A 19,491-nucleotide genomic window follows, 5' to 3' on the forward strand; every position below is an offset into this window, starting at 1 on the left:
GGTCAACGAGGCCAGCTGTGGGGCGGGCGGCGGATGCCCACCCCACAGCTGGGGTCGGTCAGCTCACCGGCACGAGCTGCCAGTTCTGCCCGTAGTTGCCGTTCCCGGACACGGTGTACTGCTGGATGGCCGTCGAGTCGGCGACGCTCCCCCCGGTCAGGTCGACCCCCAGTCCGCTGGTCCGGTTGAGGATCTTGTAGTACCCGGAACCGACGGAGACGATCTGCCACTGCTGGTTCCAGTTGCCGGTCCCGCTGATCGTGTACTGCTGCAGCTGGGTTCCGTTCGTCGTCGAGCCGCCGGTGTCGTCGAGCGCCTTCCCGCTCTTGACGTTGATGATGTTGAAGTACCCGCTCCCGGCATCCACCAGCGTCCACTGCTGGTCGGCGTCGCCGTCGTCCACGTACTGGATGGCCTTGGCACCGTCGGCGGTGGATCCGCCGTCGATGCCGAACGGCTTGCCGGTCTGGCGGGACGTGATCTTGTACGTGTGGCCGGCCGTCGGCGTCCCGGAGAGCACAGGGGCTGCGCCGATCGTGCCGGTGAACGTGACGGTCGCACGGGGGGCGAGGGTGTAGGAGAAGGACCCCTTGCCGTTCCAGGTGGTGGTGAAGGTGGTCGAGGCCGAGTTGGTGTTCGTCGCCACGAGGACCTCGTCGCCACCCGGGTTCCGGAACGCCGACGTCACGATCCCGTGCGCGTTGACCGTCGAGGCGATGTGCGTCGCACCGACCTTGACGAACTTCGCCACCTGCGCGAACTGGTAGTAGAAGTTGTTCTTCGTCACCGTGGTGCCATCGATGGCGACCATGCCCTTGCACGTGGTGCACCCACCGAGGTGCGGGCCGCTGGCCGAGGTGAGGGCGATGTTCCACAGCACCGCCCCGCGGGCCCAGTTCTGCGTCGACAGCAGCGTCATGTCAGCAGTCCCGTACGCGATGATGTCGGTGGGACCGGTGTCCGGTGAGCACTCCGTCTCGTACTGGTCCTTCGAGGGATCCTGGCTGTGCAGGACCGTCATGACCGTCGGGTCGCTCGCGTTGTCGTAGCAGTGCCAGGCGAAGCCGGAGAAGTCGCCGGCGGCGCTGCTGGCGAGCAGCTGCTGCGGGTAGGTGGAGAACTCCCAGTTGTGGTCGAACCCGAGGATCTGCGGGCTGAGCCCGGCGTTCGTCAGGGTCGGCTTGAGGTAGCTGTGGACCCACGTGGCCATGTCGCCCGGCGCCCAGTACATGCCGGGATAGTCCGTCGGCGCGTACCACGGTTCGTTCTGCGGAGTGATCGCGAAGATCGGGATCCCGTTGGCCTGGTAGGCGTTGATCCACTTCACGAAGTAGTCCGCCCAGGCCTGGTCGTACTGCGGCAGGAGCGTGGCGTTCACGCCGCCGGAACTGCCGACCATGGACCCGTTGGACTTCATCCAGGCCGGTGCGCTCCACGGGCTCGCGATGATCTTCAGGTTCGGGTTGATAGCCAGCGCGTCCTTGATCACCGGGATGATGCGGCCGGTGTCCTGGCTGCTGAGCGCGAAGTACTGGGTGTAGTTCGTCGAAGGACCGGCGGTGTCGTCCGAGGTCCAGTCCACGCTCGCGGCCGTGAAGTCGCTCGCCGTCATCGGCAGCCGCCACAGCGACATGCCGAGCCCGCTGCTGGTGCTGAAGATGTCGTTCATCAGGGAGCTGTACGTGCTCGGCGCGCTGGCCTTGAGGTTGGCCAGCAGGTACGCCGAGGAGTCCGTGAACGAGGCGCCGAAGCCCGCCATGGTCTGCGAGGTGACGGCGTCGTTGACCGTCACGTTGATGCTGCCGGAGGACACCGCGCCGAGCGTGATCGCGGACTGGGGACTGAGGTTCGCACTGCCGTCGGCGTTCGTCAGGGTGACCGACAAGGTCTCCCCTGTGGCGCCGGCCGGCCCGGCGCCGGCTGCGACGCTCATGCCCAGGGCGGTCAGTGCGGCCGCGCCCAGGACGAGCAGCCGCCCTGGTCTGGCGGAGCTGTGGAGCATGGTGTGGGTCCCTTCTCGTGGTGGGAAGTCGGTCGACGTCCGCCTCGCCGACCGCGGCGCGTTCGCGCCGCCCGACCCGCACCAACCCGCGGGCCGGAGCACAGCTCGAGCCACTGCTAGGGGCGGGCGCCTCCCAGCGACGGCTCGACGAGTCCGTTCGCCCTGGCGACCTTCGCGAACCAGTGGGCGCTGTCCTTCGGGATGCGCGCCTGGGTGGCGTAGTCCACGTAGTGCATGCCGTAGCGGTAGCCGTAGCCCCACGACCACTCGAAGTCGTCCATCAGCGACCAGGGGAAGAAGCCGATCAGCGGGACGCCGTCGTCGATCGCCCGGTGGGCGGCACGGATGTGCGACTCGTAGAAGGAGACGCGTTCGGCGTCGTTGACCCGCCCGTCGGGGTCGACGTAGTCGTGCAGGGCGATGCCGGTCTCGGTCACCATCAGCGGCACGGACGTGTAGTCACGGGCGACCCGCGTGAGCACCGTGTGCAGACCTTCCGGGTGCACCCCGATGCCGACGATGGTCGGGTCCGGGTCGGGCACGCGATGCCAGCCCGGGTGGGCGCCCTCGGCGCTCGCCTGCACCGCGTGCTGCTCGTAGTAGTTGATGCCGAAGAAGTCGAGCGGCTGCGCGATCGTCGCCAGGTCGCCCGCCTGCACGAAGTCGAAGTCCGTCACGGTGCGGAAGTACTCGGCCGCGTCGGGCGGGTAGCTGCCGCGGAACAGCGGGTCGAGGAACATGCGGTTCTCGACCAGGTCGAGGCGGTGTGCGGCTGCCACGTCGTCGTCGGCATCGGATGCCGGGTAGGGCGCGGTCAGGTTGCACGTGATGCCCACCTTCCCGCCGACGCCCTGGTCGCGGAGGCGCTGCACGGCAGTGCCGTGCGCCAGCAGCAGGTGGTGCAAGGCGCGCACGGCGACCGCCTCGTCGCGCAGGCCGGGGGCGTGCAGGCCCTGCGCGTGGCCGACGAACGACGAGCAGTACGGCTCGTTGAGCGTCAGCCAGTACGGGACACGGTCGGCCAGCCGCTCGGCGACGGCGGCGACGTAGTCGCCGAAGCGGTCGGCGGTGTCGCGGTTCGCCCACCCGCCGAGGTCCTGCAGGTACTGCGGCAGGTCCCAGTGGTAGAGCGTCACCACGGGGGTGATGTCGCGGCTCAGCAGCTCGTCGACCAGCCCCTCGTAGAAGTCCAGGCCCTTGGGGTTGACGTTGCCGCCGGCTTCGGGGATCACGCGGGGCCAGGCGATGGAGAACCGGTAGGCGTTGACGCCGAGGTCGTCCAGCAGGTCGAGGTCGTCGCGCCACCGGTGGTAGTGGTCGCAGGCGACGTCTCCGTTGTCGGACCGCAGCACCGCACCCGGGGTGTGCGAGAACGTGTCCCAGATCGACGGGGTTCGGCCGTCCTCGTCGACGGCCCCCTCGATCTGGTAGGCGGCGGTCGCGGTTCCCCACAGGAAGCCGTCGGGGAATCGATTCGTGGTCATGGTTCGTCCAGTCGTGTGTGGGTGTCCGGGTTCAGTCGAAGGCACCGCGTTCGAGGCGCCGGCGACGCCCGATCGCGTCCACGACGACGGCGATCACGAGGATCACGCCGGTGGAGATGTTCTTGATCGCGGCCGGCTGGCCGAGCAGGTCCAGGCCGTTCTGGACCGATCCGACGACCAGCGCCCCGAGCAGGGCCTGGTAGACCCGTCCGCGGCCGCCGAACAGGCTGGTGCCGCCGATCACCGCGGCGGCGATGGCGTTCAGCTGCAGGGTCCCGCCCCCGAGTGCGCTGGAGGCGGAGAACTGCCGCGACGCCTCGAGCACCCCGGCCAGCGCCGCCAGGCCCGAGACGATCACGAAGACGACGACGGTGGTCCGCCGGACCGCGATGCCGGATCGTCGGGCGGCCTCCCTGTTGCCCCCGATCGCGTACACGTGCTGGCCGAACGTGGTCTGCCGCATGAGCACCGTGCCGGCGGCCAGCAGCACGACCAGGATGACGAGCATCCAGGGCACCCCGAAGTAGGAGTTCAGCAGCGCGGCACCGCCGAGAGCGACCACCGCGACGACGAGGACCGTCGTGACGGTGCTTCGCACGGGTGCGACGGCCAGGCCGTACCCGCGGCGGCGCCGCCGGTTGCCGGCGAGCGTCGCGACCGCGACGAGGATCCCCGCCGCGGCCAGGGCCCAGCCCCAGCCGGGCGCCAGGTACGTGGACGCGATCGCCTTGACCAGCGGGTCACGGATCGCGATCTCGCCGCCGGCGCCCACGACCAGCAGCTGCACCCCCTGCCAGACGAGCAGACCGGCCAGCGTGACGATGAAGGACGGGATGCCGAACGTCGTGACGACCGTGCCGTGGATCAGCCCGATGAGGCAGCCGATCAGCAGGGCCAGACCGATCGCAGCCAGTCCCGGCAGGTGCGCGTCGCGCATGGTCAGCGCCAGCACGCCGGCGCTGACGCCGGCGATGGCCCCGACCGACAGGTCGATCTCACCGAGGACGAGAACCATGACCATGCCGATCGACAGCGTCCCGAGCACGCCGATCTGCAGCACGAGGTTCGACAGGTTCCGCGCGGTGAGGAAGTGCGGGTTGAGCAGCTGGAACACCACCCAGACGACGGCCATGCCCGTCAGGACCAGGACCGGTCCGGTCAGGTGCGCAGCCCGGCGGACGGCGCCGGGGACCGTGTCGGAGCGTGCGGGCGGCGCCGCGGTGGGTACCGGCTTCGTGGTGGTCATCACGAGTCCTTCCCGGTGATCTCGGAGCTGCCCGTGATGGCGGCGACCACCTGGTCGGGGGTCGTCTGGGCGGTGACGAAGGTGCCGGCGTTGCGTCCCAGCCGCAGGACGACGATCCGGTCGGCGACGGCGAAGACGTCGGCCATGTTGTGCGAGATCACGACGACCCCGAGGCCGCGGTCGCGCAGGCTGCGCACCAGGCGGTAGACCATCGCCGTCTGGGCGACGCCCAGTGCCGCCGTCGGCTCGTCGAGCAGCACGATGCGCGATCCCCACAGCGCAGCCCGGCTGACGGCCACCGCCTGACGCTGGCCGCCCGACAGGGCCGCCACCGGGGCCTCCAGGCGGGGAAGGTGCGCGGCCAGCTCGGCGATCACCTCACCGGCCGCACGCTCCATCTCCTCGCGGTCGAGGAACGGGCTGCGGCCGCGTCTCACCTCCCGGCCCAGGTAGAGGTTGGCGACGACGTCGAGGTTGTCGCACAACGCCAGGTCCTGGTAGACGGTCTCGATGCCCAGCCGGGTCGCCGCCGCGGGTGAGGTGATCTCGGCCGGCTCACCCGCGACGAGGACGGTGCCGCCGTCGATGCGGTGCGTGCCGGCGATCGCCTTGACCAGCGTGGACTTGCCGGCCCCGTTGTCGCCGACGAGCGCGACGATCTCCCCGGCGTGGACGTCGAGGTCGACGTCGTCCAGGGCGACCACGTGCCCGTAGCGCTTGCAGATCCCCCGCATCTGCAGGACGGGCCGGGCGGCAGCCTCCGACCCGTCCTGCAGCGCCGCGGTCGTCACAGCGGGCACTTGCTCGCCGCCGCGTCGACGCAGATCTTGGCCTTGGTGGTGAAGCCGTCCTTGATGACGGTGTCCGCGATGTTGCTCTTCGTGACCGCCACCGGCTTCAGCAGCACGGACGGGATGTCCCCGGAGCCGTTGTTGACCGACTGGGTCGCGGTCGCCTTGAACGTCGCGTCGTCGCCGGTCGCCAGCGCCAGCGCCAGCTTGGCGGCGGTGGTGGCCTCGTCGTGGATCGACTTGTAGACGGTCATCGACTGGTCGCCCAGGACGATGCTGGTCAGGCCGGAGTCCGTGGCGTCCTGCCCGGTGACCAGCACCTTGCCGTTGAGCTGACGTGCGGTCAGCGCGGTGATCGCCGCGGTGGCGAGCCCGTCGTTCGGCGCCAGGACCGCGTCGACCTTGTCGTTCAGCGTCGTCAGCGCCTGCTCCATGGACCGCTGGCCCGTCGCAGGGTCGAAGCCGGCGGTGTCCGACTCGTAGCCGAGCTTGAGCTTGCCGGAGGCGAAGGCCGGGTCCAGGACCTTGTGGGCACCGGCCTTGAACGCCTTGCCCGGGGCTGAGGTGGTGTCGCCGTTGATCATGACGACGGTCGCGCCGTCCTTGAGGTTGTCCAGCAGGTACTGGCCCTGCAGCTGGCCGACCGTCTCGTTCTCGAACGAGATATACCCGTCGGGCGCGGCGCCCTCGATGTTGCCGTCGTAGGCGAGGACCTTCGCCCCGTCGGCGTGCGCCTTCTCGACGATGGACGCACCGGCCTGCGCGGTGTACGGGCTGATGACGATGACCTTGGCACCGTTGGTCAGTGCCGACTCGGCCTGCTGCAGCTGGGTGTCCGCCGAGCCCTGGGCGTTGTTCGCGATGACCGTGGCGTTCGGGTCGAGCGCCTTGACCGCATCGGTGAAGTACGGCTTGTCCTTGCCCTCGAACCGGTCCGCGCACGTGGAGCAGGGCATCAGGAAGGCGATCTTGACAGCCTGGCCACCACCTCCTGACGTGCTGCCGCCGGCGGTCGTGGGCGGCGGCTGGCTCCCCACGGCGCTGCTGCACGCGGTCAGAGCCGCGAGCGCGAGAGCGGCCACGGAGGCCGCGGCGAGGCGAGATCGCATCGTTGCGATTCCTTTCTGGGAAGGTGAGGAACTGCCGAAGGTCCTGAGCGACGGCTGGCTACAAGCCCCAGCCGTGCTCGATGAAGTGGTCGAGCGGGAGGGTCGCGGCCCCGAGCGCGGCGATCTGCGGGCCGAGCGTCGAGCGCTCGACGACGACCTCCGCCCCGGGCTGCGGCAGGGAGTAGCGGCGGACGGCCGCGCGCAGGTCCCCGAGGAACTCGCTGGCGATCCGGTCGCCGAACCACCCGGCGACAACCACCTGCTGCGGGTTGTAGAGGTTGACCAGGTTCGACAGCGCGAGGCCGAGGTGCTCCACGACGGCGTGCAGCGCCGACTGCGCGCGCTCCTCCCCGTTGCGGTACGCGGCGAAGAGCTCGTCGACACCCTCGGACTCCCGGCCGCGCCACACCTCGTCGCGCCCGCGCCAGCGCTCCAGCACGGCCGATGCGCCGACGAACGTCTCCACGCACCCCTGCGAGCCGCACCGGCACCGCACCCCGTCGAGGCTGATCTTGGTGTGGCCCCACTCCCCGGCGGAGCTGCTCGAGCCGCGGTAGAGCCGGCCGTTGGTGATGATCCCGGCGCCGGCACCGTCACCGATCAGGACGACGACACCGTGCTCGACACCCTTGGCCGAGCCGAACCAGGACTCCGCCTGCGTCGTGGTCTTCGCACCGTTGTCGATCAGCACCGGGAAGCCGAGGAGGCGCGCGAGAGGCGCGAACGTCTCGGTCTCCCACCCGACCACCTGGGCGTGGACGACCGGCTCCGACGCCGGGTCCGGCGATCCAGCGGCGCTCTCCGGGTGCTCGACGATCCCCGGGACACCCAGGCCGAGACCCAGGACCCGTCGTTCGCTGCCGTCGGCCCGCGGACCGAGCTCGGCGCGGATCGACGTCACGTACTCGTCCACCAGCTTGGTCACGTGCGCCGGTGCGATGCGACGGCCCGAGAACTGGTACTCCCGGGCGGCCAGCTTCCGCATCGTCAGGTCGAACGCCTGCACGCTGACCCGCGTCTCGCCGACGTCCGCCCCGAAGACGACCCCGGCCTCCGGGTTGACCGCGATCAGGGTCCGCGGGCGCCCCCCCGGGGAGTCGGACTGGCCGCGCTCGACGACCGTCCCCTCGTTGATCAGCTCGGCGACGAGGTTGGTCACCGTGGCAGGCGACAGCGACGTCTCCTCGCCCAGGGAGGCCCGGCTCGTCTCGCCACCGAACAGCAGGTGACGCAGCAGCAGAGCCCGGTTGGCTCGCCGCACGTCCCGGACGGAGGCCTTGCGCCGCACTGCACTCGGTTCGTTCACGAGTTATTTTTTAGTCTCAACGAACTGCGGTGTCAAGGGGCCGCGAGATCGACCTGCTCCACAACTGAGCCGGACCAGTGGCGCGCCACTCCCCACGTGTCGACCCACCACCGCTCGCAGGTGGGCCGTGGCCAGCGAATACTGCCCGTGTCAGGTCGGCTCTCGCGGCGGGAGGCAGGCAGATGACCTTCGCCGGGGTGTGGCCGTTCGACCGGAAGACGATGATCCGGTACCGGACGCGCGCAGCCGGGCCGTTCCTCCTCGGCGCCCTCGTGGTCGCCTACGCCGTCCTGTGGGGCGTCCGGCACCCGGCCGGCCCGTGGGGGACGTACCTCGGCCAGGCGATCGGCTCCGAGGGCGTGCTGCTGTTCACCCTGGCGCTGGTGCTGATGAGCTCGACCAGCTGGGTCGAGTCGCTGTTCGCCGGCCTGGACCGGGCCGCCATCTGGCACCGCACGTGCGCCATCGCCGGCACCGTGCTGATGCTCGTGCACACCGCGACCACGTCGACCGGCCAGGAGGCACCGAAGGGCAAGAGCCTCGGCGTCATCGGCGCCGTCGGGATCGTCGGACTGGTCCTGTGGGCGATGCTGCCCCGCTGGCGGCAGCTCGTGCCCCCGTTCCTTCGCGCGCCGGTCGAGCGGGTGGCGCAGAGCCCCGGGGGTCGATGGGCCCATCGGTTCCTCAACGGCTACGACCTGTGGCGCAACGTGCACCGCGTCCTCGGGCTGTTCGTCGCGGCGGGCATCGTGCACGCCGTGCTCGACGCGACCGTGTTCGGCGGCGACCCGGTGCTGCGGTGGAGCCTGATCGCCGTCGGCGGGACGGGCCTGGCCTTCTACGTGTACCGCGAGCTGTTCGCCCGGTTCTTCGTGCGGGTGCACCGGTACAAGGTCACGGCCGTCGAGCCGATCCCCGGCCGGGACGCCCAGGTGATCACCCTCGCGCCCCAGGCCAAGCCGTTGCGCTTCGTCGCCGGGCAGTGGGCGATCGTCTCCATCGAGACGAAGCAGGGCTGGTCACGCAACCCGTTCTCCATCTCCAGCTCCGACCGGGCGGGCGACCTGTCGATCACCGTCAAGGGTCTCGGCGACTTCTCCAGCAGCGTCGACGACCTGGTGCGCCCCGGGATGCCGGCGGTGGTCGACGGGCCGCACGGCCGCTTCGACCGGGCGCACGGCACGGCGGAACAGGTGTGGATCGGCGCCGGGGTGGGCATCACCCCGTTCCTGAGCTGGGCCCGTTCGCTGGACGAGCAGCTGGACGCGGACCGCGTCGACTTCTACGTCAGCTCGCGGGGCCGGTCGCCGTTCGCCGGCGAGCTGCAGGGCATCGCGGACGCGCACCAGAACCTGCACCTGCACGTGGTCGACACCGCGGTCGACGGCCACCTGACCGCCGAGCGGGTGCTCGCGCAGGTGCCCGTGCCGCCGCAGCGGCTCAGCGTGTTCCTGTGCGGGCCGCAGCGCATGGTCAAGCAGCTGACCCGCGGCTTCCGGCAGGCGGGAGTGGTACCGGTGAACATCCACCAGGAGTACTTCAGCTGGCGGTGACCGTCGCCGAGCGTCCCGGCTGTCCGGCCGAGGTCGAAGGCGTCAGCGCGCCCCGCGGGGACCCTCCGGGACCGCGGGTTGCTGCCCGAGCCATCGGTACAGGTGCTCGGGCCGACCGGCGGCGCCGTAGCGCAACGTGTAGTCGATGGTCCCGATGTCCATCAGGTAGCGCAGGTAGCGCCGCGCGACCCCCGGACTGATCGCGGCGCTCGTCGCGACCTCCCCGGCCGAGATGTTCGACCGCTCCCGCAGGACCTCCACCACGACCGCGAGCGTCGGTGCGGAGATGTTCTTCGGCAGCGAGTCCACCCCCGCCGAGCGCAGCGTGCCGTACACGCGGTCCACGTTCCGCTGGTCGGCCTCCGCCATCTGCTGCAGGCGCTGACGTGCGGCCGCGTAGGTCTCGAGCCGCTCGCGGAACGTGGCGAAGGTGAAGGGCTTGACCAGGTAGTGCGCGACGCCGAGGTGCATGGCGCGGCGCAGGATGTCGACGTCCTTCGCCGCGGTGATCGCGATGACGTCGACCTCGACACCGGTGGTCGCCCGCAGCCGTCGGAGGGTCTCGACACCGTCGACGTCGGGCAGGTAGACGTCGAGCAGCACCAGGTCGGGTCGGCACTCGGCCACCGCCGCGAGCGCCGCGGCCCCGGTGCTCGCGGTGCCGACCACCTCGAAGCCGGGCACCCGCTCGGTGAACTGGCGGTGCACCGAGACGGCCATGAAGTCGTCGTCGACGATCAGGGTGCGGATCACCCGGCCACCGCCGCCCGCTCCCGGGGACGGATCGGCAGCGTCACGGTGAAGACGGCGCCGTCGGCGTTGTCCACCGCGATGCGACCGCCGAGCCGGTGGACGGCCTGGCTGACCAGGGCGAGGCCGAGCCCCCGTCGGCGGCCGCTGCCGCGCGCCACCTTGGTGGTGAACCCGTCCCGGAAGATCTCGGCGGACACCGCCGGGTCGATCCCCGGGCCGGAGTCGTGGACGCGGAGCTGCAGCTCGGGTCCGTCGAGCCCGATCGACACCTCGACGCGGCCGCCGGGGCCACCCTGCGCCGCCGAGTCGAGGGCGTTGTCCACGAGGTTGCCGAGGATGGTCACCAGGCTCTGCGGGTCGACCAGCCCGGCGGGCACCTCCTCGAGCATGTCCACCCGCAGGGTGACGCCGCGTTCGCTGGCCACCGAAGCCTTGCCGAGCAGCAGCGCGGACACGATCGGCTCCCCGATCCGGCCGACGAGCGCGCCGGCGAGCTCCTGGTGCAGCGAGGAGCTGGCGTTGACGAACCGCACCGCCTCGGCGTAGCGCTCGAGCTCCAGCAGCCCCCCGATCACGTGGAGCCGGTTGGCGAACTCGTGCTCCTGCGCCCGGAGGGCGTCGGCCATGGTGCGGACGTCGGCGAGCTCGTCCCGCAGACCGTCGAGCTCGGTGCGGTCGCGGAGCGTGACGACGGCGCCGACGGACTTCCCGTGCACCTCGACGGGCATCCGGTTCACCACGACCACCCGGTCGCCGACCAGCACCACCTCGTCGAGCCCCTCGACCTTGCCGGTCAGCACGTCACGCAGCCGACCGGGTGCCGCCAGCTCGTCGAGCCGCAGGCCGAGCGCCGACGTGTCGATGCCGATCAGCCGCGTCGCCTCGTCGTTGACCAGCGTGACCCGGCCCGCCGGGTCGATGGTCAGGGCGCCCTCCCGGATGCTGTGCAGCATCGCCTCGCGCTGCTCGAGCAGCGCCGCGATCTCCCGCGGCTCGAGGCCGAACGTCTGCCGCTTGACGCGTCGTGCCAGCAGGAGCGCACCGAGCGCTCCCAGCCCGAGGCCGAGCAGCGGCGGCACCGACGACTCGGGCAGGCGTGCGGCCAGCTCCGAGCTGACGTGCGCCTCGAGCACCCCGACCGAGACCAGTCCGACGACGGTGCCGTCCGGCGCGACGATCGGCACCTTCGCGCGCATCGACCGACCGAGCGAGCCGGTCTCGACACCGGTGAAGGTGTTGCCCGCCAGGACGGACTGCGGGTTCTCGTCCGGGTCTGCCAGCAGCGACGTGCCGATCAGCTGGGGGTTGGGGTGCGAGTACCGGATGCCCCGGCGGTCGGCGACGACGATGAACGCAGCGCCGGTCGCGCGGCGGACCCGTTCGGCGATCGGGTCGATCACGAGGGCCGGCGACGGGCCCGCGAGCGCCGCGACGATCTCCGGCATCGAGGCCACCGTGCGCGCGATCGCGACGGACGACTCGGCCGTCCGGGCGTCGAGCACGCGTCTGGCCTGCACGAACGACACGGCGAAGCCCGCGACGACCGTCAGCAGCAGGATCACGATCTGCAGCGTGAAGATCTGCGTCGACAGCCGATGGCGTTCACCGATGAGTGCCATTGGCGGATGTTAGTCCGGTTCTCGCACTTTGCCCCCGCGACCGAAATGCTCATCAAAGCCCTCATCGATCAGTTGGTGCGATCTACCGACGCAATCTGGACCGTACGTGTGGCGCCGCTCACAGTCGTCGGACCCGGTGATCTCCCGACGAAGCGAGAGGACCGCCTGACATGTCCTTCAGACAGCCCCTTCCCCGAACCGCCGACGAGAGCGCCGCTCCGCGCTCCGTCACCCCCGGCGGGGTCTCCCCGGCCTCGGCACCCCAGGAGCGTTCCCGCATCGAGCTCGTCGGCGTCACGAAGCGATTCGTGTCGCCGACGGGGGTCGCCATGACCGCGCTGCGCGACGTCGACTTCGTCGTCGAGCCCGGTCAGTTCTGCGCCGTCGTCGGCCCGACCGGCTGCGGGAAGTCCACGACGCTCACCATGGTGGCCGGCCTCGACCGGCCCACCGCCGGTGTGGTGCGCGTCGGGGGCGCAGTGGTCGACGGCATCCCCGACCGCACCAGCTTCATGTTCCAGCACGACGCGCTGCTGCCGTGGAAGAGCGTGCTGCAGAACGTCGCGCTCGGGCCCCGGTTCCGCGGCGAGTCGAAGGCGTCCGCCCTCGGTCGCGCGCGGGAGTGGCTGCACGTGGTGGGCCTGTCCGGCTTCGAGGACCACCACCCCCACCAGCTGTCGGGCGGCATGCGCAAGCGCGCGACGCTGGCCGCATCGCTGATCAGCGAGCCGTCGATCCTGCTGATGGACGAGCCGTTCGGGGCCCTCGACGTGCAGACCAAGGCGATCATGTCGAACGAGCTGCTCACGTTGTGGGAGCGGACGAGGCCCTCGGTCATCTTCATCACGCACGACCTCGAGGAGGCCGTGGCGCTCGCCGACCGGGTGGTGGTGATGACCGCCGGTCCCGGCACCGTGAAGGCGGTCTACGACATCGACCTGCCCCGGCCGCGCGGGGCCGTGCAGGAGATCCGGTTCGACAGCCGGTTCCTCGAGCTGCACCAGCGCATCTGGGAGTCGCTGCGCGAGGAGGTCGAGCGCGCGTACGCGAGGACCGGCCGCGCCACCGGCACCGCGCCTGGCACCAGCATCAGCACCGGCACCGAGGGAGGACGGCCGTGAACGAGGCACCGACCATGGGCGACGCCCGGACGCTCGCCGCCATCCGCGCGCAGTCCGTCCAGCCCGCACCGAGCGACGAGGCGTCGATCGCCGAGGCGGCGCGCCGCCGCGTGCGCCGACGCAGGGTTCTGGTCCAGTCCGCGCGACTGGCCGTGGTCGTCGTGGTCGTCGGCGGCTGGCAGCTGTTCACCGACCGCAAGATCGTCGACCCGTTCTTCTTCGGCCAGCCGTCCGGGATCGTGCTCAAGCTGACGGACTGGGTGGAGCACGGCACGGCCTACGGCTCCCTGTGGCTGCAGATCGGCGTGACCATGAAGGAGGCCCTGCTGGGCTTCGCCTACGGCACGCTCGCGGGGATCGTCCTCGGCGTCCTGCTCGGCCAGATCCCCTTCCTGGCGGACGTGATCGGACCCTTCATCAAGGTGCTCAACGCGATCCCCCGCATCGTGCTCGGGTCGATCTTCGTCGTGTGGCTGGGGTTCGGCACCACCTCGAAGGTGCTCCTCGCGGCCGTCCTCGTCTTCTTCGTCGTGTTCTTCAACGCCTTCCAGGGCGTGCGTGAGGTCGACCGCAACCTCGTCGCCAACGTGCGGGTGCTCGGCGCCTCCCGCGCGCAGACCGTCCGGCACGTCGTGCTGCCGTCGGCCGTCGTGTGGATCATCGCGAGCCTGCACGTCGCCTTCGGGTTCGCGATCATCGGGGCGATCGTCGGCGAGTTCCTGGGCGCCCAGCAGGGGCTCGGGCTGGTGATCTCGACGGCGCAGAACAACTTCGACCCGAACGGGATCTTCGCCGCGATGCTGCTGATCGCCGTCGTCGCGCTCACCGCCGAGGGGCTGATCAGCCAGCTCGAGAAGCGCCTGCTCAGCTGGCGCCCGGGCACCCAGGCCGAGGTCGCGGGCCTCTAGCCCCTCCCCCGGCACACAGCTGGGGCGAGCCGTGCCCTGCCACGGCTCTGCCCGTCCGCCTGCCCGCGCACCCTTTCGCCTGCCCGGAACCACCCAGGAGGTGCCCACCCAGACGTGACCGACCGGACCACCTGCACATCAGCTCTCAACGAGGAGAACGAGACATGGCCACACGAGTGCACGCCCGAACGTTGACGGGATTCGTCGCTGTCGCGACGACCATGACCCTCGCCGCCTGCGGCGGCGCCGCGAGCGGGAGCGGGAGCGGGGGCACCACCGGTGCCGCTGCCAGCGCCGGCGCCGGTGGCGCCAGCGCCGCGCCGGTCACCGTCACGATGATGGTCGGCGGGATCGACAAGCAGATCTACCTGCCGTACCAGCTGGCCGAGGGCCTCGGCTACTACAAGAAGTACGGCATCGACATGAAGCTGAGCACCGAGGTGTCCGGCGGCGTCGGGGCCGAGGACGCGGTGGCGTCGGGCCAGGTGAACATGGCCGGTGCGTGGTACGTCCACACGATCGACTTCCAGCAGAAGGGCAAGGACGTCATCAGCGTCGCCCAGCTGAGCGGCGCGCCGGGCGAGCGGGAGATGTGTGCGACGGGCTCGAACATCTCCTCGCCCGCCGACTGGTCGGGCAAGACCGTGGGGGTCACCGACCTCGGCTCCGGCACCGACGACCTCACGCTGTACCTCGCCGCGAAGAGCAGCCTGACCCAGGCGCAGTTCCACCGGCAGGGTGTCGGCGCGGGCAGCACCCTGGTCGCCGCGCTGCAGCACGGCAGCGTCGTCTGCGGCATGACGACCCAGCCGACGGTCAGCGCGCTCGAGACGCAGAAGATCGCGTACTCCGCGATCGACCTGGCCACCACCGACGGGGCCGACAAGTGGCTCGGCGGCGCCTTCCCGTCCGCCGCCGTCCTGGCGAAGGCGGACTGGGTGGCCGCGAACAAGGACACCGTGCAGAAGGTGGTCGACGCGCTCGTGGCGACGATGCACTACATCGCGACCCACAGCGCGGCGGACATCGCGGACCACCTGCCGCCGAACTTCGTGTCCAACGGCCTGGTGACCAAGGACCTCTACGTCAAGGCCCTCGACCAGGACAAGGGGCAGTTCCTGCCCGACGGCATGATGCCGGCCAACGGTCCTGAGACGGTCCTCGCGGTGGAGAAGCTGGCCGGGAAGGTGACCGCACCGGTCGACCTGACGAAGACCTACACCAACGACTTCGTCGTCGCCGCCAACAAGCTGGAGGGCTTCGCCCAGTAGCGGGCGTCCTCGTCAGCGCACGGGTGCGTGCTCCACCGAGAGCTGGGGCACGCACCCGTGGCCCCGGGCGGGGTCGGACCCCGGGGCCAGGACGTCAGCTGCCGGAGTGCCGGTCCAGGAAGGCGTACACGTCGTTCTCGTCGACCCCCGGGAACGTCCCCGTCGGGAGCGGCGCCAGGATCTGCGTGTGCACCACCGCGCTGGGCCAGGAGCGGTCGGCCCACCGCTCGGCCGGCTCGCGGGCGGGCAGGCGGCAGCACCGGGGGTCGGGACAGGTGGAGCGGGTGCGCACCGTCGTCTCCCGCCCGCGGAACCACTTGGCCTGGTCGAACGGCACCCCGAACGTGATGGAGAACTCGCCGAGCGAGGTGGTGCCGGTCTGGGTGGACGCCCAGTAGGTGCCGGCGGGGGTGTCCACGTACTGGTGGTTCTCCGCGCTGCGGTCGCGCCGGCCGAAGGCGGCGCGCGCCGGCCAGTGCCGGCACACGATCTGCCCTGCTGAGGCGCCGGTGCTGTCCGTCGGCAGGGGGAAGCCGTCGTTCTCGTAGCCCTTGTACAGGGCGCCGTCCTCCCCCACCCGCATGAAGTGGACCCGCAGGTCGAGGTGCGAGGTGAGCAGGTTGGTCATCCGTTGCGCCGCCGTCTCGTGGGTCACGCCGAACGCGTCGCGCAGGTCCTCCACCGCCAGGTTCTTGGCCTTCTTGGCGCGCTCGAGGAACGGGACCGCGGCGAACTGCGGCATGAGGCACGCGGCCGCGAAGTAGTTGATCTCGATGCGCTGCCGCAGGAAGTCGGCGTAGCTGGTGGGTCGCTCGTGGCCGAGGACGCGATGGGCGATCGCCTGCAGCGCCAGGGAACGGAGCCCGTGGCCGCCGGGGATCGAGGCGGGCGGCAGGTAGATCCGGCCGTTGGCCAGGTCGGTGACGGTGCGGGTGGAGGGCGGCAGGTCCGGCGTGTGGACGAGCGTGAAGCCGAGGCTCTCGGCCATCTGCGCGACGCTGCGGTGGCTGAGCGCCCCCGTCGTGTAGCCGCTGCGGCGGACCAGGTCCCCGGCGACCTCCTCGATCGGCGGGAGCCAGTTGTCCCGCTGGCGCATCCACCGGTGCAGCACCGTGGTCGCCCGGCGGGCCTCCTCGGGGGTGGCGACCGCGGCGTCCGTCCGGCGGGCCAGCTCCTCGTGCAGGCCGACCAGCGCCTCGAGCACGTCGGTGGGCAGCGTGCGACCGGGGCGGATCTCGGGCAGGCCGAGAGCCGCGTAGGACGCCCGCCGCTGGCCCCGGTCGAGCGCGATCTCCAGCGCCGCGCGGCGTGAGGGCGGTTCGACGGACAGGAACGAGGCCGTCGGCACCCCGAGCGCCGTCGCGATCGCCTGCAGCAGCGTGACGCGGGGCTCACGCCGGCCGTTCTCGACGAGGGAGAGCTGGCTGGGGCTCACCCCCACCGCCGCGCCGAGCTGGTCCAGCGTCATGCCCCGTTCGGTCCGGACGTGCCGGATGCGACGACCCAGCGTGAGCAGGTCGTCGGCCTCCGCCGCCGCGCCCGTCGCCTCCGGCACGGCGATCACCGGGCCGGTCAGGGCGGCCTGGCTGGTCCGGTGGGTGGTGTCGATCGGCATGGCATGACGGTATCGAAAGATCCGCGTTTCTTGCGGTCGCCGGCACGGTTCCACGCGGCTCTGACGGTGCGATCGTCAAGACCGTCCGCGATGTTGCGAGAGAAGGAGCACCCGATGACGTCCCTGGCCGAACCCACCGTGACCGTGAGCGGTCAGCACCTGGCGCAGCGCAACGAGCGCCTGGGCACCTGGGTCGAGGACGTCGCCCGCCTGACCCTCCCCGACCGGGTGGTGTGGTGCGACGGGTCGGCACGGGAGTACCAGGAGCTGTGCGACCTGCTGGTCGACGCCGGGACGTTCGTGCGGCTGAGCCCCGAGCGGCGACCGCGGTCCTTCCTCGCCCGGTCGGCCCCGGGGGACGTGGCCCGGGTGGAGAGCCGGACGTTCATCTGCTCGGAACGGCAGGAGGACGCGGGCCCGACGAACAACTGGCAGGCCCCCGCGCAGATGCGCGCCGAGCTCGAGGGCGTGTTCGCCGGGTCCATGCGGGGCCGGACGATGTACGTGGTGCCGTTCTCCATGGGTCCGGTCGGCTCCCCCCTCGCCGAGATCGGCGTGGAGCTGACCGACTCCCCCTACGTCGTGGTGAGCATGCACCTGATGACCCGCGTCGGGACGGCGGTGCTGGAGCAGCTGGGCTCCGACGGGGACTTCGTGCCCGCCGTGCACAGCGTCGGGATGCCGCTGGTCGACCCCGACGGCGAGCCCCGCGCCGACGTGCCCTGGCCCTGCAACGAGACGAAGTACATCGTCCACTTCCCGGAGAGCCGCGAGATCTGGTCGTTCGGCTCGGGGTACGGCGGCAACGCCCTGCTCGGCAAGAAGTGCTTCGCGCTGCGGATCGCCTCGGTGATGGGCCGCGACGGTGGCTGGCTGGCCGAGCACATGCTCCTGCTGCGGCTGACCAGCCCCGAGGGTCGCGACTACCACCTGGCCGCGGCGTTCCCCTCCGCGTGCGGCAAGACGAACCTGGCGATGGTGCGTCCCACCCTGCCCGGCTGGTCCGCCCAGACGCTGGGCGACGACATCGTCTGGATGCGCCCCGGCCCGGACGGCAGCCTGCGCGCGATCAACCCGGAGGCGGGGTTCTTCGGCGTCGCCCCCGGAACGGGCGAGACCACCAACCCCACCGCGATCGCCATGGTCGCCAGCGACACGATCTTCACCAACGTCGCGCTCACCGACGACGGCGACGTGTGGTGGGAGGGGCTGACCGAGCGGACCCCGGAGCACCTGGTCGACTGGACGGGGCAGGACTGGACCCCCGGCTGCGGCCGGCCGGCCGCCCATCCCAACTCCCGGTTCACCGTCCGCGCGGACCGGTGCCCGGCGATCGCCCCGGACTGGGAGGACCCGGCCGGGGTGCGGGTCGACGCGATCCTGGTCGGGGGCCGGAGGGCCACCAACGTGCCGCTGGTCACTCAGGCCCGGGACTGGGCGCACGGCGTGTTCCTCGGGGCGACCATCTCCTCGGAGCAGACGGCCGCTGCCGAGGGGACGGTCGGCACCCTGCGCCGGGACCCGTTCGCCATGCTGCCGTTCTGCGGCTACCACATGGGCGACCACTGGGCCCACTGGCTCGAGGTGGGAGCCCGGCTCGGGGCCGGGGCGCCGGCGATCTTCGCCGTCAACTGGTTCCGCAAGGGCGCCGACGGCCGGTACCTGTGGCCCGGGTACGGCGAGAACTCGCGGGTGCTCGCGTGGGTCGTGGGGCGGTTGGAGGGGTCGGCGGCTGCCGTGGACTCCCCCGTCGGCCTGCTGCCCGCCCCGGGCGCTCTGGACGTCACCGGGCTCGACGTCGACCCCGACCAGGTGTCCGAGCTGCTCGACGTCGACCCGGCCGCCTGGTTGGCGGAGGCGGACGCCACCGCGCAGTGGTTCGAGACCTTCGGCGACCGGCTGCCGCAGCAGGTCGCGGCCGAGCTGACCGGGCTTCGGCAGCGCCTGGTGCAGCGCCTGTGACGGGCGCGACCCGGTCGGCGGACGGGGCGGACGTCTGACCCTGTGCTCAGTCCTGCGGCGACAGCTCCGCGGTGGCGAGGTGGTCGCGCAGCGCGCCGTCGAGGGTCTCGATGTCGCCTTGCTCGACCAGCTCCGCCAGGTGGCGGTGGTCCCGCAGGATCCGCTCGGCGTTCGGCCCGCTGGCCGCGCGCCGGGCGGTGAGCAGCACCTGCCGCGCGCGCAGCTTGTCGTAGAAGTCGAGCAGCACCGGGTTGCCGCCGGCGACGACGAAGGACCGGTGGAACTCGACGTCCACCTCGACGAACCGCGCGAGGTCGGCCCGGGCGAGCTGTTCCGCCTGGTCGTCGACCAGTGCGGTCAGGGTCGCCGCCAGCGCCCGGCGGTCCGGCTCCGGCAGCGACCGCACCGACGCGTACTCGACGGCGTGCCGCGCCTGCATCACGTGACGGGACTCCTCCGGGCCGATCTGCCGCACCAGGGCGCCGCGTTGCGGGTAGATGGTCACCCAGCCCTCGTCCTGCAGGCGCACCAACGCCGTGCGGACCGGGGTGCGGCTGACCCCCACCCGCGCGGCGAGGTCGTGCTCGCTGAGCATCGACCCCGGCGCGATCTCTCCGTTGGCGATCGCCTGGCGGATCTCCTGGAGCGCCCGCTGCGCGGCGCTCGGCGTCTGCTGCACCACCCCGTGCCCCCTCGTTCCCGCTGCCGGACCCCAGTCTCTCCCACCCGGGTCGCGGGGGTAGTCTGACTG

At 71.4% G+C, this 19,491-nt stretch carries 15 protein-coding genes; 5 read left to right on the forward strand and 10 right to left on the reverse strand.

Annotation, left to right across the window (positions count from 1 at the left end):
- Positions 1-58: 58 nt before the first annotated feature.
- The 6 genes from N0B34_RS01345 to N0B34_RS01370 form a co-directional block, all read right to left on the reverse strand.
- Positions 59-2,002: an RICIN domain-containing protein gene (locus tag N0B34_RS01345; RefSeq protein ID WP_263729397.1), complete on the reverse strand. Its 1,944-nt coding sequence runs from the start codon at positions 2,000-2,002 to the stop codon at positions 59-61.
- A 116-nt stretch (positions 2,003-2,118) separates the two neighbouring features.
- Positions 2,119-3,486 (reverse strand): GH1 family beta-glucosidase, encoded by a 1,368-nt coding sequence (locus N0B34_RS01350; RefSeq protein WP_263729399.1) that lies wholly within the window; start codon positions 3,484-3,486, stop codon positions 2,119-2,121.
- A 31-nt stretch (positions 3,487-3,517) separates the two neighbouring features.
- A complete protein-coding gene (locus N0B34_RS01355; protein ID WP_263729400.1) occupies positions 3,518-4,732 on the reverse strand; it encodes a sugar ABC transporter permease in 1,215 nt (404 codons plus the stop codon).
- Entirely contained in the window at positions 4,732-5,532 is an 801-nt protein-coding gene (locus N0B34_RS01360; RefSeq protein WP_263729401.1) for an ATP-binding cassette domain-containing protein, read from the reverse strand. Before N0B34_RS01360 ends, N0B34_RS01355 begins: the two co-directional genes overlap by 1 nt.
- Positions 5,520-6,632 carry a sugar ABC transporter substrate-binding protein gene (locus N0B34_RS01365; protein WP_263729403.1) on the reverse strand — a complete coding sequence of 371 codons (1,113 nt, stop codon included), beginning with the start codon at positions 6,630-6,632 and terminating at the stop codon, positions 5,520-5,522. Before N0B34_RS01365 ends, N0B34_RS01360 begins: the two co-directional genes overlap by 13 nt.
- Before the next feature lie 58 nt (positions 6,633-6,690).
- A complete protein-coding gene (locus N0B34_RS01370) occupies positions 6,691-7,938 on the reverse strand; it encodes an ROK family transcriptional regulator (RefSeq protein WP_263729404.1) in 1,248 nt (415 codons plus the stop codon).
- Positions 7,939-8,120: 182 nt separating this feature from the next.
- Between N0B34_RS01370 and N0B34_RS01375 the strand changes: the two genes are divergently transcribed.
- Complete coding sequence (locus N0B34_RS01375; RefSeq protein ID WP_263729405.1) at positions 8,121-9,491, forward strand: hypothetical protein; 1,371 nt, start codon at positions 8,121-8,123, stop codon at positions 9,489-9,491.
- Positions 9,492-9,533: 42 nt separating this feature from the next.
- On the opposite strand, the gene N0B34_RS01380 is transcribed toward N0B34_RS01375, so the two are convergent.
- A complete protein-coding gene (locus tag N0B34_RS01380) occupies positions 9,534-10,244 on the reverse strand; it encodes a response regulator (RefSeq protein WP_263729406.1) in 711 nt (236 codons plus the stop codon).
- A complete protein-coding gene (locus tag N0B34_RS01385; RefSeq protein WP_263729407.1) occupies positions 10,241-11,863 on the reverse strand; it encodes a sensor histidine kinase in 1,623 nt (540 codons plus the stop codon). The genes N0B34_RS01380 and N0B34_RS01385 overlap by 4 nt, the downstream gene beginning before the upstream one ends.
- 170 nt (positions 11,864-12,033) lie before the next feature.
- Between N0B34_RS01385 and N0B34_RS01390 the strand changes: the two genes are divergently transcribed.
- From N0B34_RS01390 to N0B34_RS01400, 3 genes are all read left to right on the forward strand, one after another.
- Positions 12,034-12,984: an ABC transporter ATP-binding protein gene (locus tag N0B34_RS01390; protein ID WP_263729408.1), complete on the forward strand. Its 951-nt coding sequence runs from the start codon at positions 12,034-12,036 to the stop codon at positions 12,982-12,984.
- Positions 12,981-13,892 carry an ABC transporter permease gene (locus tag N0B34_RS01395; protein ID WP_263729409.1) on the forward strand — a complete coding sequence of 304 codons (912 nt, stop codon included), beginning with the start codon at positions 12,981-12,983 and terminating at the stop codon, positions 13,890-13,892. The genes N0B34_RS01390 and N0B34_RS01395 overlap by 4 nt, the downstream gene beginning before the upstream one ends.
- A 164-nt stretch (positions 13,893-14,056) precedes the next feature.
- Positions 14,057-15,163: an ABC transporter substrate-binding protein gene (locus N0B34_RS01400; protein WP_263729410.1), complete on the forward strand. Its 1,107-nt coding sequence runs from the start codon at positions 14,057-14,059 to the stop codon at positions 15,161-15,163.
- Between the two features lie 94 nt (positions 15,164-15,257).
- Here N0B34_RS01400 and N0B34_RS01405 read toward each other — a convergent pair whose 3' ends face one another.
- Positions 15,258-16,778, reverse strand: a complete 1,521-nt coding sequence (locus tag N0B34_RS01405; protein ID WP_412175684.1) for a helix-turn-helix domain-containing protein — start codon at positions 16,776-16,778, stop codon at positions 15,258-15,260.
- Between the two features lie 114 nt (positions 16,779-16,892).
- On the opposite strand from N0B34_RS01405, the gene N0B34_RS01410 reads away from it, so the two are divergent.
- A complete protein-coding gene (locus tag N0B34_RS01410; protein ID WP_263729412.1) occupies positions 16,893-18,740 on the forward strand; it encodes a phosphoenolpyruvate carboxykinase (GTP) in 1,848 nt (615 codons plus the stop codon).
- Between the two features lie 46 nt (positions 18,741-18,786).
- On the opposite strand, the gene N0B34_RS01415 is transcribed toward N0B34_RS01410, so the two are convergent.
- Positions 18,787-19,422, reverse strand: coding sequence for a GntR family transcriptional regulator (locus N0B34_RS01415; RefSeq protein ID WP_263729413.1), 636 nt, complete (start codon positions 19,420-19,422; stop codon positions 18,787-18,789).
- Between the last annotated feature and the right edge of the window lie 69 nt (positions 19,423-19,491).

Source organism: Cellulomonas sp. SG140, assembly GCF_025770785.1.
GTDB lineage: Bacteria > Actinomycetota > Actinomycetes > Actinomycetales > Cellulomonadaceae > Cellulomonas.